Raw genomic sequence first — 13567 nt, 5'->3', positions numbered from 1 at the left:
GGTGTGTCGTGTTGCCCGTCATGTGCGCCGTACCCAGCTCTGAGTCGGGCCGACGCTCCACTGGCCGCCCGGTTCCGGTCGCCCTACCCCCGAACCTCCCCGCCCTACCCATCCGTGACCGGCGGCACCTCCCGGGGCGGGGCCGGGGAGCCGCTGGCAGGGTGGGGGCATGGCCGCCTCCCCTCCCGTCGTCGTGGTGACCGGTGCGAACGGACTGGTGGGCGCCGCGGTGTGCCGGGCGCTCGTCGCGCGCTCGGCGCAGGTGCGCGCCGTCGTCCGCCGGGCCGGCAGCGCGCCCGCGCTCGACGGCGTGACCGAGCACGTCGGCCAGTTCGCCGAGGACGCCTTCGCCCGCGAGGTCACCGCCGGCGCCGACGCGGTGGTGACGACGGTCCACCCGATGGGCTCGCCGCGGGAGGCGCAGCTCCGGGTGGCCGTCGAGGAGACCCCGGCCCTCGCCCGCGCCGCGCGCGACGCCGGCGTCGCCCGGTTCGTGCACCTGTCCACGGCCGGGGTGTACGACCGCTCGCCCGGCGTCGGGGACATCGCCGAGGACGGCCCGCTCCTGCCCGAGGGCAGCGGCGCCTACCCCGACACCAAGAACGCCGCCGACGCCGCGCTCGCGGAGATCGGCGGGCTCACGACGGTGCTGGTCCGCCCGCCGGCCGTCCTCGGCGCCGGGGAGACGTCGGTGTGGAACACGCTGCGCCCGCGCGCGGTCGCCGACGGGGACCGCCGCACCAACCCGGCGCAGACCTGGGCCTGGGTGCACGTCGACGACCTGGCCGCCTTCGTGGCCGACGTCGCCACCGGCGCGGTCGCCACCGCCGACGACCCCGAGCAGGGGCCCGTGCCCGGCCGCGCGACCCCGGTGAACGTGGCCGGGGAGCCGGCGACCTGGCGGGACTACCTCGGCACGGTCACCGGCGCGCTGGGCGTCGAGCCGGAGTGGACCGACGAGCCGGTGTGGACCGGCCGGCTGCTGACCGACCGCGCGCGGCGCTGGGGCTGGGCTCCGCGGGTGTCCCTCGCCGAGGCGCTGGGGGAGCTGCGGGAGGGCCTCGCCCCGCGCGGCTGACCCGCCGTCAGAGCTGCAGGACCCGCGTGGCGGAGAGGTAGGCGGCCGCGACCGCCTCCCGGTCGGACAGGTCGCCGGGGTCGTCGCCGGCCGCACGCGCGAGGGCGCGCACCGCCGCGCCCGGGTCCGGGTCCGCGAGCGCCGCGCACAGCCCCTCGACGACGGCCGCGGTGTCCGCGTCGTCCAGGTCGTCGAGCACGAGCCCGTCGTGCAGCAGCCCGGCCGCCTCGGCGAACACCTCGCGCGCCGCGTCCGCGTCGACGTCGGGCCGCTCCCGGGCGACCGCCTCGGCGGCGGCCCGGAAGCGGGCGAGCAGCAGGTCGCGCGTCAGGTCGGGCACGTCACCGGCCGTCCCTGTGACGGCTGCGGTCCGCCCGGTCCCTGCGGTCCCGGTCCCGGTCGGTGCGGGCGGACTCGCGGTCCTGCCGCGCCGCGACGCGGTCCCGCTCGGCCGCGAGCCGGTCGGCGGCGTCGGCCGCCCGGTCGGCGGAGGCCCGTGCGCGGTCGTCGTCGGCCCACGCCCGGTGGCTCGCGTCGACCTCGCGGTCGATGGCGTCCTGCTCGTCGTCCTCCGGCGCCCCGGCGGCCCGCTCCCCCCATCGCACCCGCCCGGCCGTGCGCTCGTCTGCGGAGGCCTGTCGCTGCTCGGCGGCGGCGGCCCGCTCCCGCGCCTGCCGGTCCCGCTCGTCCGCTGCGTCGTCGCGCTGGTGGGCCGCCTGGTCGCGGTACAGCGCCGCCGCGTCCCGCCGGCGGGCGGCCTGCTCGCCGCGCCGCGCCGCGTCGTCCAGGGCGCGTCCGGCCGAGGCGCGCCGGCCCTCGGCGTCGGCCACCTCCGCGGCGGCCACCTCCGCGGCGGCCAAGGCGGCCTCCGACCGCCACCGGGCGGCCCGCAGCCGCTCGTGCTCGACGGCATGCAGCGCCGCGGCGGCCTCGCTGAGCAGTCCCAGCGCGTCCTCCAGGCGCCCCTCGTGGAGCGCCCGCTCGGCCAGGGTCAGGTGCGTGGCCGCGACGCCGCTCTCGGTGCCGGCCACCGCCTCGGCGTCGCGGCCCAGTCGGCGCCGGAGGTGGTCGACGCGGCGGCGCAGGCGCTCGGAGGTCTGCTCGGCCCGGCGGCGTTGCGCCTGACGGAGGGTCTCCCCGGCCGGCGCGCGACCGTCGGCGTCCTGCTCACCGGTCCGGTCCATGCGCCGAGCGTCCCGCCGCCGGGACCGGGGGACAAGAGCCGGCGGTCGGCCATGTCGCGGTAGCCGGCGGGGACGCCGTCGAGGTCGGTCGTGACGTCGGAGACCCGGCCCGGCTCGATGGTGCCGTCCAGGACGTCGGGCAGCGGCTCTTCGACGTAGGCGCGCGTCGGGGCGGGGCCGCCGGCCAGCCGCACGTCGTGTCGCCCGGCCCGCCCGCCGAGCCCTCCCGCCGGCGCGACGTCGAGCTGCCCGCCTCGGTGCAGTGGCTGCTGGACTCGATGACGACGTCGGCCGCGTTCGTCCGCGACTGCCGCCTGGACGCTGGCGAGCCTGGCGGCGACCCGCTCCCGCCCGGCCGAGCCTCTCGACCGGCCGAGCTGACCCGCAGGTCTCCTGCGGCACCGGCCGCGCGGGGCTACCGGCGCGCGGACGCGGCGGCGAAGGGGCTGAGGACGTCCCGGTCCTCGCCCGTCGTCCCGACCACGATCGGCAGGACCGACCGGTACGCCTCCGGGAACACGAGCACGACGACGGTGGGTGCCTCCAGGCCGGCCGCGACCGAGTCGAGCGGCAACTCGTCGAGGTGCCGGCGGGCCGCGTCGTCGTCGCCCCACACCTCGATGCCGAGCACCCGCGACCCGGACGGCCAGGTGCGGCGGTGCAGGCACGGGCCCTCGCGCAGCAGGCGGACCGGCGGCAGCAGCCGCTGGAGGCGAGCGAGCTCCTCGGGACCGGCGTCGGTCCAGCACAGGTGGATGACCAGCAGCGACATGACGTCCTCCCCGGGAGCGCCTCCGGCGTCGACGGTCGGGACGTTAGGGACGACCGGGCACGGGCGTCTGTACGCACTTCTCCCCGGGCGCCGGGGTCCCGTGGGTGTGGTCCGCCGGGCGCGGGGAGGGGATGCGCGGGCGCGGGCGGCGCTCCCCGGCCCGCGGTACGAGCCCGGTGGGCGGAGCGAGCAGTCCCGCGTCACGGGCGCGCTGGACCGCCATGAGCCGGTCCCGGACGCCGAGCTTCCGGTACAGGTGCTCCAGGTGTTTGTGCACCGTGCGCGGCGAGGTGCGCAAGCGGTGGCCGATCGCCTGCGCGGTGAGGCCCGCACCCAGGAGCCGGAGGACGGCGAGTTCCCGCTCGGTCAGGCCGAGGTCCCGGGCGCGCCCGGACTGCTCGTCCGGCACGCCGTGCAGCACCCGGTGCTGGGCCAGCAGGCAGGCGAGCGCGGGGAGGACCAGGCCGGCCAGCTCGACGTCGGCGTCGCCGAAGTCGTCCTCGGGGCGGCTGACCACGTAGGCCTCGATCCCTTCGCCCACCCGCAGCGGCAGCGAGAGCTGGTGCGTGATCCCGAAGGAACGGGCGAACCCGGCCCACTCGGCCGTCATCCCGGCCGGCGCCACCTCGCGGGGGACGCGGCCGAGCACCTGTGGCGCGGAGCGGCGCGTCACCGCGTACCAGCGGATCAGCGGGTGGGTCGTGGCGTCGGGGAGGACGTCGAGCGCCGGCACCTCCGGCAGGTAGTCGTCCGGCCAGCCGCCCACGACGTGGTCGACCCAGCGGGAGTCGACCGCGTTGAGCGAGCAGCAGGCCGCGTCGAAGGACTCGCGCAGCAGGTCCGCCACCTGCGCGTGGGGGAACTCCCGCGCCAGGGTCTGGCCCTGCAGGAGCTCGCCGACGAGAGCGAGCCAGGCGGCGTGGCATGTCGTGGTGCGCGACACCTTGCTGAGCGTATTGCGACCGTCGCCGATGGTGCAGGGACCTTGGACACCGTCAGCCCGCCGCCCCGGAGCGGTCCGGGGCCACCGCGCGACGCCGTGGCCCCGGACCGGATCGCCGTCAGTGCCGCCGTCAGAAGGGCGGCTCCTCGTCGCGGCCGCCACCGACGGCGGCCGTCGCCCACGGGTCGGCCGGGGCGTCCTGCCCCGCGCCGCCGGCGCCGCTCCGGCTCCCGGAGCCGTTCGCGGAGCCATTCGCGGCGCCGTTCGCGGAGCCGAAGCCGCCGGAGCGGGAGACCTTCGCGACCGTCGCGGTCGCGTAGCGGAGCGAGGCGCCGATCTCGTCGACGTCCAGCTCGACGACGGTGCGCTTCTCGCCCTCCTTCGTCTCGAAGGAGCGCTGCTTGAGGCGGCCCTGCGCCACCACGCGCGACCCCCGCGTCAGCGACTCCGCGACGTTCTCCGCCGCCTCCCGCCACACGCTGCAGCGCAGGAACAGCGACTCGCCGTCCTTCCACTCCTGGGTCTGGCGGTCCAGCGTGCGCGGCGTGGACGCGATGGTGAAGGTGGCAACCGCAGCGCCCGAGGGCGTCCAGCGCAGCTCGGGCTCGCTGGTCAGGTTGCCGATGACGGTGATGACAGTGTCGCCGGCCATGATCCGGTCCTCCGTGTTGTCGGTGCATCGCTCAGGTGAGCACCCGGAGGCTAGGGAGACCCGCCGACAGTTCCGGCTCGCGGCGGCCGGCAACGCGGACTGTCCCCGCCCGCTGGGACGCTCGGTCGTCGGAGGACGGACGACGCGCGAGCGGGGGGACGGCAGGTGGGGGAGACGCGGGCGGGCCAGGTCCTGGAGGCCACCCTGGAGCGGATCACCTACGCCAACCCGCAGACCGGCTACACGGTGGCCCGCGTGGACACCGGCCGCGGCGGCGACCTGGTCACCGTCGTCGGCCCGCTGCTCGGCGCGCAGCCGGGGGAGACGCTGCGCCTGCGCGGGCGCTGGGGCGCCCACCCGCAGCACGGCCGGCAGTTCCACGTCGAGGACCACACGACCGTGCTGCCGGCGACGGTGCAGGGGATCCGCCGCTACCTCGGCTCGGGCCTGGTCCCGGGCATCGGCCCGCGCCTGGCCGAGCGGATCGTCGACCACCTCGGCGCCGACGCGCTGCGGGTGATCGAGGAGGAGCCGGGGCGGCTGACCGAGGTCCCGGGCCTGGGTCCGCAGCGGGCCGGCCGGATCACCGCCGCCTGGGCGGAGCAGCGCGCCGTCAAGGAGGTGGTGCTCCTCCTGCAGGAGCTGGGCGTGTCGACCTCGCTGGCCGTCCGCGTCCACCGCGAGTACGGCGACGCCTCCGTCCGCGTCGTCCGGACCCAGCCCTACCGCCTGGCCGCGGAGGTGTGGGGCATCGGCTTCCGGACGGCCGACACCGTCGCCGCCGCCGTCGGCATCCCGCACGACAGCACCGAGCGGGTCGAGGCCGGCCTGCGGCACGTGCTGTCCGAGGCGACCGGGCAGGGCCACTGCTTCCTGCCCGAGGCCGACCTGGTGGCCCGCGCCGTCGAGCTGCTGGAGGTCCCGGCCCGGCTGGTCACCATCTGCCTCACCCTGCTGGTCGCCGACGCCGCCGTCGTCCGCGAGGAGTACCCGGCCGCCGACGGCGGGCCGCCCACGGTGGGCTACCACCTCGTCCCCCTGCACCGCGCGGAGGTGTCGCTGGCCGCGGGCGTGCGGAGGCTCATGGCCGCCGACGCCGACCGGCTGCCGGCCTTCGCGGACGCCGACTGGGACGACGCGACCTCCTGGCTGCAGCGGCACACCGGCATGGCGCTGGCGCCCGGCCAGCGCGAGGCCGTGCGCCTGGCGCTGACCGAGAAGGTCGCCGTCCTCACCGGCGGCCCGGGGTGCGGCAAGAGCAGCACGGTCCGCTCGATCGTCGCGCTGGCGGCGGCCGAGGGCGCCCGCGTCGTCCTGACGGCGCCCACCGGCCGGGCGGCCCGGCGGCTCACCGAGCTGACCGGCACCCAGGCGGTCACCGTGCACCGGCTCCTGCAGCTGCGGCCCGGTGGCGACGCCGGCTTCGACCGCGACCGGCCGCTGGACGCCGACCTGGTCGTCGTCGACGAGGCCTCGATGCTGGACCTGCTGCTGGCCAACAAGCTGGTGCGGGCCGTGCCGCCGGGGGCGCACCTGCTGCTGGTCGGCGACGCCGACCAGCTGCCCTCGGTCGGCCCCGGCGAGGTGCTGCGCGACCTGCTCGCCGAGAGCTCGCCGGTGCCGTCGGTGCGCCTGACACAGGTCTTCCGCCAGGCCAGCCGGTCGGGTGTGGTCGCCAACGCGCACCGGATCAACGCCGGCACCCCGCCGCAGGTGCAGGGCCACGACGACTTCTTCCTGTTCGCCACCGAGGACGCCGAGGAGACCGCGCGGCTCACCGTCGACGTCGTCGCCCGCCGCATCCCGGCCCGGTTCGGCCTCGACCCCCGCCGCGACGTGCAGGTGCTCACCCCCGTGCACGGCGGGCCCGCCGGCGCCGCCGCGCTCAACCAGCTGCTGCAGGAGGCGCTCACGCCGGCGCGTCCCGACGGCGCCGAGAAGCGCCACGGCGGGCGGGTGTTCCGCGTCGGCGACAAGGTCAGCCAGGTCCGCAACGACTACGACAAGGGCCGCACCGGCGTCTTCAACGGCACCCAGGGCGTCGTCACCGCCGTCGACCCGGCCGCGCAGGTGCTCACCGTGGTCACCGACGAGGACGAGACGATCCCCTACGGCTTCGCGGAGCTCGACGAGCTCGTGCACGCCTACGCCGTCACCGTGCACCGCGCGCAGGGCAGCGAGTACCCGTGCGTCGTCGTCCCGCTGACCACCGGCGCCTGGTCGATGCTGCAGCGCAACCTGCTCTACACCGCGGTCACCCGGGCGAAGCGGCTCGTCGTCCTCGTCGGCTCGCCGCGGGCGCTGGCCCAGGCCGTGCGCACCACGGGGTCCGGACTGCGGCACACCGGCCTCGCCGCCCGGCTCCGCGGCCGGCCGCCGCAGCGGGACGGTTACGCCGACGGCGAACACCGACACGCCGAGCCGGCCGCCTGACCTGCGCGTTCCCACCGAGCGGGTGAAAGGCTTGCGGAACGGCACCGGATGTGTCAGACCCCGCTCGTAGCGTCCGGGTCGACATCTTCCCCGTGTCGGCAAGGAGCACACCATGGCCATCTCCGGCCTCCCCACCCGCAAGCCCACCGGCCGCGTCCCGTGGCCGTGCGTCCTCCTCGAGGGCGAGGAGAAGGCGGGCAAGAGCTGGGCACTGGCCCAGCTGAGCACCAGCGACCGGATCGGTCCGCTCTACTGGATCGACCTCAACGAGGGCGCCGGCGACGAGTACGGCGCCATCCCCGGCGCCCGCTACGAGCTCGTCGAGCACGACGGCTCGTACGCCCAGGTGCTGGCCGCCGTCCAGGCGGTCAAGGCCGAGGCACGGCGCGCGGCCGACGCCGGCGAGAAGCCGGTCGTCCTCGGCATCGACACCGGCTCGGCCATCTGGGACGGGCTCAAGGACTGGGCGAGCGCGCGCGCCGCGAGGTCGTCCCGCAACCGCGAGCTGCTCAAGCGCGACCCCAACGCCGAGATCACCATCAGCCAGAACCTGTGGAACGACGCCGGCTCCCGCTGGCGCAAGCTGCAGACCGAGCTGCTGACCTTCCCGGGCATCGTCGTGGTGACCGCCCGCGGCAAGGAGGTCACCGAGGTCGACGCCAACGGCCGTCCCATCGAGGGCCAGAAGACCTGGTCGGTGCAGATGCACCGGGAGTTCCCCTACGCCGCCAGCGTGTGGGTGCGGCTGCGCCGGGGGCGCCGTCCGCTGATCGTCGGCGCGCGCAGCGTGCACGTGGGCATCAAGCCCAACGACGACCCGGCCCGCGAGGTGACCGACAAGAAGGCCGACGGGCGGCTGCTCGAGTGGCTGGTCTTCGACGCGCTCCGGTGCGACCCGGGCACCGCGCACGTGCGCGACCTCGTCGCCTTCCACGGCGGCGGGCTGCTCGAGCACGAGCGGGAGGACGAGGCGCGCACCGCGCGGGCCGAGCGCCGCACCGGCACCGGCACCGAGCCGGACGTCGCCGCGCTGGTGTCCCGCATCGAGGACGCCGCCGACGACGACGCCCTGCGCGACGTGTGGGGCGAGGCCAACCGGGCCGCGCTGCTCGGCGTCGAGGTCCCGACCGACGGCGGCTCCTACACCGTCGCCGAGCTGATCCAGGCGCGCCACGAGCAGTTCCTCGAGGCGTCGATGGCCAAGCACCCCGCCGGCCGCCGCCGGGTCGCCGCGCAGGCGCACACGACGCCGGCCCCGACCACGCCGGCCGCGGTGGTCGAGGCCGCCCGGGCCGCCGCCGCGGCGATGGCGCCGCGCACCGAGGAGGCCCCCGCGCCGGTCAACCCGCTGCTGGAGCCCTCGCCGACCCCGGACGAGCCGGGCGAGCGCCGGCTCACCGCCGCCCGCCGCGGCGTGCTCGCCAGCCTGGAGAGCCTCGGCGTCACCGACGGGCAGATCGCCGAGCGGTTCGGCCGGCCGGTCGAGCACGTGGCCACCAAGCGGCTGACCGCGCTGGTCCGCGACGTCATCGCCACCCAGCGCAGCGGCCAGTCGGTCGGGCAGCAGGAGATCCCCGCATGACGGCGGTGCTGCCCGCCCGCCCGACCACGGCCGAGCGGCGGGCGGCCCCGAGCCTGGCGGCGGCGGTCCGCGACCTCGACCGCCGCCGGGCCCGGTCCCGCCAGCGGATGATCGGCGCCTCCGAGCTCGGCGAGTGCCGGCGCCGGGCGGCTTACCGGGTCGCCCGGCGACGGCCCACCAACACCCGCACCGGCCTGCAGGCGTTCCTCGGCACCGAGCTGCACCGCGGGGTGCTCCGGGCGCTGCGCCGCCAGTACGGCGGGCTGACGGAGGTGGCGCTGCGCGGCGAGCAGGTCAAGGGCCGCTGCGACTGGTGGCACGCCCCGGTGGTCGAGGACCTCAAGACCACCTCCCGCTTCGGCTTCGAGCGGGTGCTCACCCGGGGCGTGCCCACCAAGCACTGGTTCCAGGTCGCCGTCTACGCCTGGCTGCTGCGCACCGGCCAGACCGCCGACCGGCGGCTCGAGGCCGGCACCGCGCAGGACGTCGACGGGCTGCGCGTGCGGTACCTGTCCCGCGACTCGGGCGAGGACGTCGTCTTCGAGGCCGAGCACGACCCGACGCTCACCGCCGAGGCCATCGTGTGGCTCAGCGACGTCTACGCCACCGTCGAGGACGAGGGCGTCGACGCCGTCCCGCGCGACGGGTTCGGCCCCGGCGTGGACACCATGTGCGACTGGTGCCCGTTCCTCGACGCCTGCTGGGGCCCGCCGGTCGACCCGGAGACCGAGGGCGACGTCTCCCGCCAGTCCCGGCTCACGGTCACCGACCGCGACTACGTCGGGGCCGTGCACGACTACGACGCCTGGCGGGCGGCGGAGAACGAGGCCCGGCGGCACAAGGAGTACGCGCGCGAGCGGCTGCGGGGCCGGTCCGGGCCGGCCGACGACCTGCACTGCGAGTGGTCCGGGGGCGTCCTGCGCGAGCAGGTCGACAAGGACGCCGCCGTCGAGCGGCTGACCGAGCTCGGCGAGGTCGTGCCCACCCGCCGGGTCCGCAGCCCGCGCACCATCCGGGTCACCCGCGACCCCACCCGGCCGGAGCAGGAGGCGCGACCGTGACCACCGTCCCGACGAACGCCCTGGCCGCCGGCGAGGCGGTCCTCACCGGCGACGTCGTCGGCACCGACTTCGGCCTGCCCCTGGTCCGGCCGTCCCGGAGCGGGCGCGAGGGCCGGGTGCGCGTCGTGCGGGCGCGCTGCCGGACCTCCGGCGGGGTCGTCGTCTGGTTCACCGACGGCACCAAGACCCCGCCGCTGCACGGCCGGACCGGCTGGGTCCCGGCCGACCCGGGAGCCGCGGCCACCCGCCCAGGCGGGTGACCGGGCGGCGTCAGGACGCCCCGCGGCGCTCCTGCCGGTCCTCCTCGGCCACGGAGCGGTGGAGCTCCTCCGCCGCCTGGGCCTCCACGTCGAGCCCGTCGAGGGTCGCCTCGACCTCCTCCAGCCGCTCCCACCAGACGCGCACCGCGTCGAGGTCGGCGAGGTCCGCCGGCTCGAGGGCGAGCAGCCCCCGGATCGACACGTCGGCCGCCTGGAGGACGCCGGAGTCGTCGTCGGGCGAGCGGGCCCGCGAGGCCCAGAACACCTCCGCCCACAGCGAGGCGATGCCCGAGGCGCCGGCCGGCGGCACCTGGAGCGGGAACGCCCGGCGCCGGGCCCGGGCGACGGCGACCAGGCGCAGGGTGAGCAGCTGCCGCACCGGCCGCAGGAAACCCGGCGCCAGCGCCACGCGGTCCCGCGCCGAGCGGGCGGCCACGAGACGCTCGCCGGCCGCGGTCACCCGCTGACCCGCCCGCCGCGTGTGCTCCCACAGCTCGTACGCCGTCAGCTGCGCGGGATCGCCGGGCGGGTCCTCGGCGTCCGGCCCGTCGCTCACGCCCAGGGAGGGTAGAGCGTCCCGCCGACAGGTCGCGGCAGCCGCGCTCCGCCGGCACCGGAGTCGCGCGCGTCGCACCTGCCGGGAGCCGACCCCTTGCCGCGGACCCCGGGCGCGCCCACCATGCTCTCCCGGGAAGCGGACGGGAACGAGTCGGAATGGACCTCCACCACACGGTCGCCCACGGACGGCACCGCCGCAGGCGCACCCGCCTGCGGGGCGTCGCGTTCGGCCTCGCGCTCGCGCTCCTCACCGGGGTCGCCGTCGCCGCGTTCCTCTGGCCCAGCGGCCCGGCCTCCCCGGGTCAGGCGGAGGCGGCCCCCACCTCGGCCGGCGCGGGCGGCGACGGGCACGAGGGGCACGAGGGGCACTCCTCCGCCCCGTCGGACCCGGCCCGCGCGTCCTCCCTCGGCGCCCCGGCACCGGCGTCGAGCGCCGCGAGCCCCGGCCCGGGTCGCGCGGTCCCCGTCGGTCGCGCGCCGCACCATGCGGCGATCGCGCCCGACGGCCGGTTCGCCTACGTCGCCGATCCCGCCGCCGGTGCGGTCATCCGTTTCGACACCGCCCTGGGCGCGGCCGTCGCGGCGATCCCCGTTCCCGAGGCGCCGCCGCAGCTGGTCACCTTCGCCCCGGACGGCTCGCGGGCCTACGTGTCCGCCTACGACGAGGGCTTCATCGTCAACGCCGTCGTCACCATCGACACCCGCAGCGACACCAGGGTCGGCGCCGTGCCGGTCGGACGGGGCCCGTACGCCGCGGCCACCACCCCCGACGGGCGGCTCCTCTACGTGCCGTACTTCGACGAGGACCACCTCGACGTCCTCGACACGACGACGGGCGCGCTGGTCGACCGCATCGAGGTCCCGCCGTCCCCGCACTGGGTCGCCTTCCCCCCGGACCAGGGGTCCGTCTACGTCACGAACCACTTCTCCGACGTGGTGACGGTGCTGGAGCTCGGGAGCCACCGGGTGGTGGCGTCGATCCCGGTGGGCGACGGCCCGCACAGCCTGGAGGTCTCCCCGGACGGGACGCGCATCGCGCTGGTCGACTACATCAGCGACGACGTCGTGCTCATCGACCCCGCCACGAACGCCGTGGTCGGCACCGTGCCCGCGGTGGGCGCCGGGCCGCAGGACGTGACCTGGGCCCCGGACGGCCGTCACCTCTACACGGCCAACGTCGACGACGGCACCGTCGCGGTCGTGGACGTGCGCTCCGGCGTCGTCACCGCGCGGATCCCGACCGGCGCCGACCCGACGAGCGTGTCGGTCACCCCCGACGGGCGACGGCTGCTCGTCACCAACTTCGGCGACGGGACCGTCCGGCTGCTCGACGCCGCGGGCTGACGGGGCGCCGCCCCGTGCCTAGGCGGGAGCGCCCCCGCCGAACACCGGGTCGCGCTTCTCGATGAAGGCGCGGGCGGCCTCCGCGTGGTCGGCCGTGGCGAAGGTGGCGAGGTGGTGGGTCACCTCCACGTCCATGTACTCGTCGAGCGGGGCGGTCAGCGCCAGCGCGACGTTCTCCTTCATCGACGCCAGCGCCGTGCGCGGCCCGTCGGCCAGCCGGCGCGCCACCGCCATCGCCTCGCGCTCGAGCGCGTCCGGTGGCAGCACGGCGTTGACCAGCCCGAGCCGCAGGGCCTCGTCGGCCGACAGCCGCGGCGAGAGGTACAGCAGCTCACGGGCGCGCGCCGGGCCCACGAGCCGCACGAGGAACCACGCGCTGCCGTAGTCGCCGGCCAGCGCCACCCTGGCGAAGGCCGTGGTGAGCACCGCCGACGACGCCGCGTAGCGCAGGTCGCAGGCCAGCGCGAGGGACAGGCCCGCCCCCGCCGCGGGCCCGGGCAGCACCGCCACGGTGGGCTTGGGCATCCGCCACAGGCGCCCGCTGGTGGCGCGCTGGCTCGTGCGCTGCCGCCGCTCCGCCGCCGCGCCGGGCGCGCCGGGTGAGCGCTCGGCGAAGCCCTTGACGTCGCCGCCCGCGCAGAACGCGCCGCCCGCGCCGGTGAGCACCACGGCGCCGACCGCGTCGTCCTCCTCGACCCGCGCGAGCGTCGCGGCGAGGGCGGTGAGCATCTCCTCGGACAGCGCGTTCCGCCGCTCGGGGCGGTTGAGCGTGAGGACGGCGACCCCGTCCTCCACCCGGGCGAGCAGGTGGTCGGTCCCGGTCTCGATGCCGGTCCCGGTGCCGGTCTCGGTGCCGGTCCCGGTGTCCGCTCTGGTGTCCGTCACGTCTCCTCCTCCAGCGGGACGACCTCGAGGCGCACGCCGCCGAGGTCGGTGGTGCGGGGTGTGGCGCCCGGCAGCGCCAGGCGCGCCGCGGTCACCGCGGCGACGTCGCCCGCCCCGGCGACGAAGACCAGCTGCTGGCGGCCGCCGTCGAGCCGCAGCCGGGCGCCGTCGTCCGCGGGCACCTCCAGCAGGTCCGCCCAGCGGCGGGCCACCGCGGCCGGGTCGGGGACGGCGACGGTGACCTCGCGCAGCCCGCCCGCGCACGCCGGGCTCCGCCCGGTCCAGGCGGGGCCCGCCCACCGCCACGACCCGGCCGGGGCGACGGTGTCGAGGGCGAGGAGCACGCCGCCGGTGTCCCGGGGGTGCAGGTGCACGTCGACGACGTCGGGCAGCTCGGCGCGGTGCACCTCCCGCACGCCCAGCGCGGCCAGGCGGGCGGCGGCCGGGAGCCCCGGCGGGCCGTCGGCCATGAGCATGTAGCCGCCGTCGCCGCCGTGCCGCGCGAGCCACCGGCCGGCCGCCGTGCCGGGCTCCGCGGGCGAGACCACCTCGACGAAGTCGCAGCCCGCCGCGAGGACGGCGTTGGTGAGGCCGAACGCGCCGACGTCGGGGTCGTGGTGCGGCTCGGGTGCGGCGAGCAGCTCGCGCAGTGCCTGCTCCAGCGGTGCCCGCTCCGCCGCGGCGAGCACGAGCTGGCGCAGGCGGACCACGCGGCCAGTCCAGCACGCGGGGGAACCGGCGACAAACCCGGCAACGCGGCGGCGACCAGCGGCGGCGACCAGCGGCGACGCGCCGCCGCCGTCCGGCGTCGCGGG

The 13567-nt window shown here is 77.4% G+C and carries 14 protein-coding genes; 6 read left to right on the top strand and 8 right to left on the bottom strand.

Annotated elements, in window-relative coordinates; all coding sequences use genetic code 11:
- Nucleotides 1-169: 169 nt before the first annotated feature.
- Nucleotides 170-1078: an NAD-dependent epimerase/dehydratase family protein gene (locus BUE37_RS09200; protein WP_073419920.1), complete on the top strand. Its 909-nt coding sequence runs from the start codon at nucleotides 170-172 to the stop codon at nucleotides 1076-1078.
- A 7-nt stretch (nucleotides 1079-1085) separates the two neighbouring features.
- Here BUE37_RS09200 and BUE37_RS09195 read toward each other — a convergent pair whose 3' ends face one another.
- The 5 genes from BUE37_RS09195 to BUE37_RS09175 form a co-directional block, all read right to left on the bottom strand.
- Nucleotides 1086-1418: a hypothetical protein gene (locus tag BUE37_RS09195; protein ID WP_073419919.1), complete on the bottom strand. Its 333-nt coding sequence runs from the start codon at nucleotides 1416-1418 to the stop codon at nucleotides 1086-1088.
- A gap of 1 nt (nucleotide 1419) precedes the next feature.
- On the bottom strand, nucleotides 1420-2262 hold the full coding sequence (locus BUE37_RS09190; RefSeq protein ID WP_073419918.1) for a hypothetical protein: 843 nt from the start codon (nucleotides 2260-2262) through the stop codon (nucleotides 1420-1422).
- A gap of 415 nt (nucleotides 2263-2677) precedes the next feature.
- The gene (locus BUE37_RS09185) at nucleotides 2678-3034 is read right to left on the bottom strand and encodes a hypothetical protein (protein WP_073419917.1); all 357 of its coding nucleotides are present in this window, start codon (nucleotides 3032-3034) and stop codon (nucleotides 2678-2680) included.
- Nucleotides 3035-3077: 43 nt separating this feature from the next.
- Nucleotides 3078-3977, bottom strand: coding sequence for a helix-turn-helix transcriptional regulator (locus BUE37_RS09180; protein ID WP_083628510.1), 900 nt, complete (start codon nucleotides 3975-3977; stop codon nucleotides 3078-3080).
- Nucleotides 3978-4107: 130 nt separating this feature from the next.
- Nucleotides 4108-4629, bottom strand: a complete 522-nt coding sequence (locus BUE37_RS09175) for a single-stranded DNA-binding protein (protein ID WP_073419916.1) — start codon at nucleotides 4627-4629, stop codon at nucleotides 4108-4110.
- Nucleotides 4630-4794: 165 nt separating this feature from the next.
- Between BUE37_RS09175 and recD2 the strand changes: the two genes are divergently transcribed.
- The 4 genes from recD2 (at nucleotide 4795) to BUE37_RS09155 (ending at nucleotide 9965) form a co-directional block, all read left to right on the top strand.
- The gene (gene recD2 / locus BUE37_RS09170; RefSeq protein ID WP_073419915.1) at nucleotides 4795-7062 is read left to right on the top strand and encodes an SF1B family DNA helicase RecD2; all 2268 of its coding nucleotides are present in this window, start codon (nucleotides 4795-4797) and stop codon (nucleotides 7060-7062) included.
- Between the two features lie 112 nt (nucleotides 7063-7174).
- Complete coding sequence (locus BUE37_RS09165; protein ID WP_073419914.1) at nucleotides 7175-8644, top strand: DEAD/DEAH box helicase family protein; 1470 nt, start codon at nucleotides 7175-7177, stop codon at nucleotides 8642-8644.
- Nucleotides 8641-9705, top strand: coding sequence for a PD-(D/E)XK nuclease family protein (locus tag BUE37_RS23315; protein WP_073419913.1), 1065 nt, complete (start codon nucleotides 8641-8643; stop codon nucleotides 9703-9705). The genes BUE37_RS09165 and BUE37_RS23315 overlap by 4 nt, the downstream gene beginning before the upstream one ends.
- Nucleotides 9702-9965 carry a hypothetical protein gene (locus BUE37_RS09155; RefSeq protein WP_073419912.1) on the top strand — a complete coding sequence of 88 codons (264 nt, stop codon included), beginning with the start codon at nucleotides 9702-9704 and terminating at the stop codon, nucleotides 9963-9965. The genes BUE37_RS23315 and BUE37_RS09155 overlap by 4 nt, the downstream gene beginning before the upstream one ends.
- A gap of 10 nt (nucleotides 9966-9975) precedes the next feature.
- Here BUE37_RS09155 and BUE37_RS09150 read toward each other — a convergent pair whose 3' ends face one another.
- The gene (locus tag BUE37_RS09150; RefSeq protein WP_073419911.1) at nucleotides 9976-10521 is read right to left on the bottom strand and encodes a hypothetical protein; all 546 of its coding nucleotides are present in this window, start codon (nucleotides 10519-10521) and stop codon (nucleotides 9976-9978) included.
- Between the two features lie 158 nt (nucleotides 10522-10679).
- Here BUE37_RS09150 and BUE37_RS09145 point away from each other — a divergent pair, with 158 nt between their 5' ends.
- Entirely contained in the window at nucleotides 10680-11867 is a 1188-nt protein-coding gene (locus BUE37_RS09145; protein ID WP_073419910.1) for a YncE family protein, read from the top strand.
- 18 nt (nucleotides 11868-11885) lie between these two features.
- Here BUE37_RS09145 and BUE37_RS09140 read toward each other — a convergent pair whose 3' ends face one another.
- Together BUE37_RS09140 and BUE37_RS09135 are read right to left on the bottom strand one after the other, a co-directional pair.
- Nucleotides 11886-12752 carry an enoyl-CoA hydratase gene (locus tag BUE37_RS09140; RefSeq protein WP_073419909.1) on the bottom strand — a complete coding sequence of 289 codons (867 nt, stop codon included), beginning with the start codon at nucleotides 12750-12752 and terminating at the stop codon, nucleotides 11886-11888.
- Nucleotides 12749-13462: a hypothetical protein gene (locus BUE37_RS09135; protein ID WP_073419908.1), complete on the bottom strand. Its 714-nt coding sequence runs from the start codon at nucleotides 13460-13462 to the stop codon at nucleotides 12749-12751. Before BUE37_RS09135 ends, BUE37_RS09140 begins: the two co-directional genes overlap by 4 nt.
- Nucleotides 13463-13567: the final 105 nt, after the last annotated feature.

The sequence above is a fragment of the Geodermatophilus nigrescens genome (assembly GCF_900129495.1).
GTDB lineage: Bacteria > Actinomycetota > Actinomycetes > Mycobacteriales > Geodermatophilaceae > Geodermatophilus > Geodermatophilus nigrescens.
This window is presented reverse-complemented; position numbering and strand designations above follow the sequence as displayed.

Coding starts and splice junctions, on each gene's coding strand:
- BUE37_RS09200 (WP_073419920.1), top strand. CDS start 170: ATGGCCGCCTCCCCTCCCGTCGTCGTGGTGACCGGTGCGAACGGACTG.
- BUE37_RS09190 (WP_073419918.1), bottom strand. CDS start 2,262: ATGGACCGGACCGGTGAGCAGGACGCCGACGGTCGCGCGCCGGCCGGG.
- BUE37_RS09185 (WP_073419917.1), bottom strand. CDS start 3,034: ATGTCGCTGCTGGTCATCCACCTGTGCTGGACCGACGCCGGTCCCGAG.
- BUE37_RS09175 (WP_073419916.1), bottom strand. CDS start 4,629: ATGGCCGGCGACACTGTCATCACCGTCATCGGCAACCTGACCAGCGAG.
- BUE37_RS09165 (WP_073419914.1), top strand. CDS start 7,175: ATGGCCATCTCCGGCCTCCCCACCCGCAAGCCCACCGGCCGCGTCCCG.
- BUE37_RS23315 (WP_073419913.1), top strand. CDS start 8,641: ATGACGGCGGTGCTGCCCGCCCGCCCGACCACGGCCGAGCGGCGGGCG.
- BUE37_RS09145 (WP_073419910.1), top strand. CDS start 10,680: ATGGACCTCCACCACACGGTCGCCCACGGACGGCACCGCCGCAGGCGC.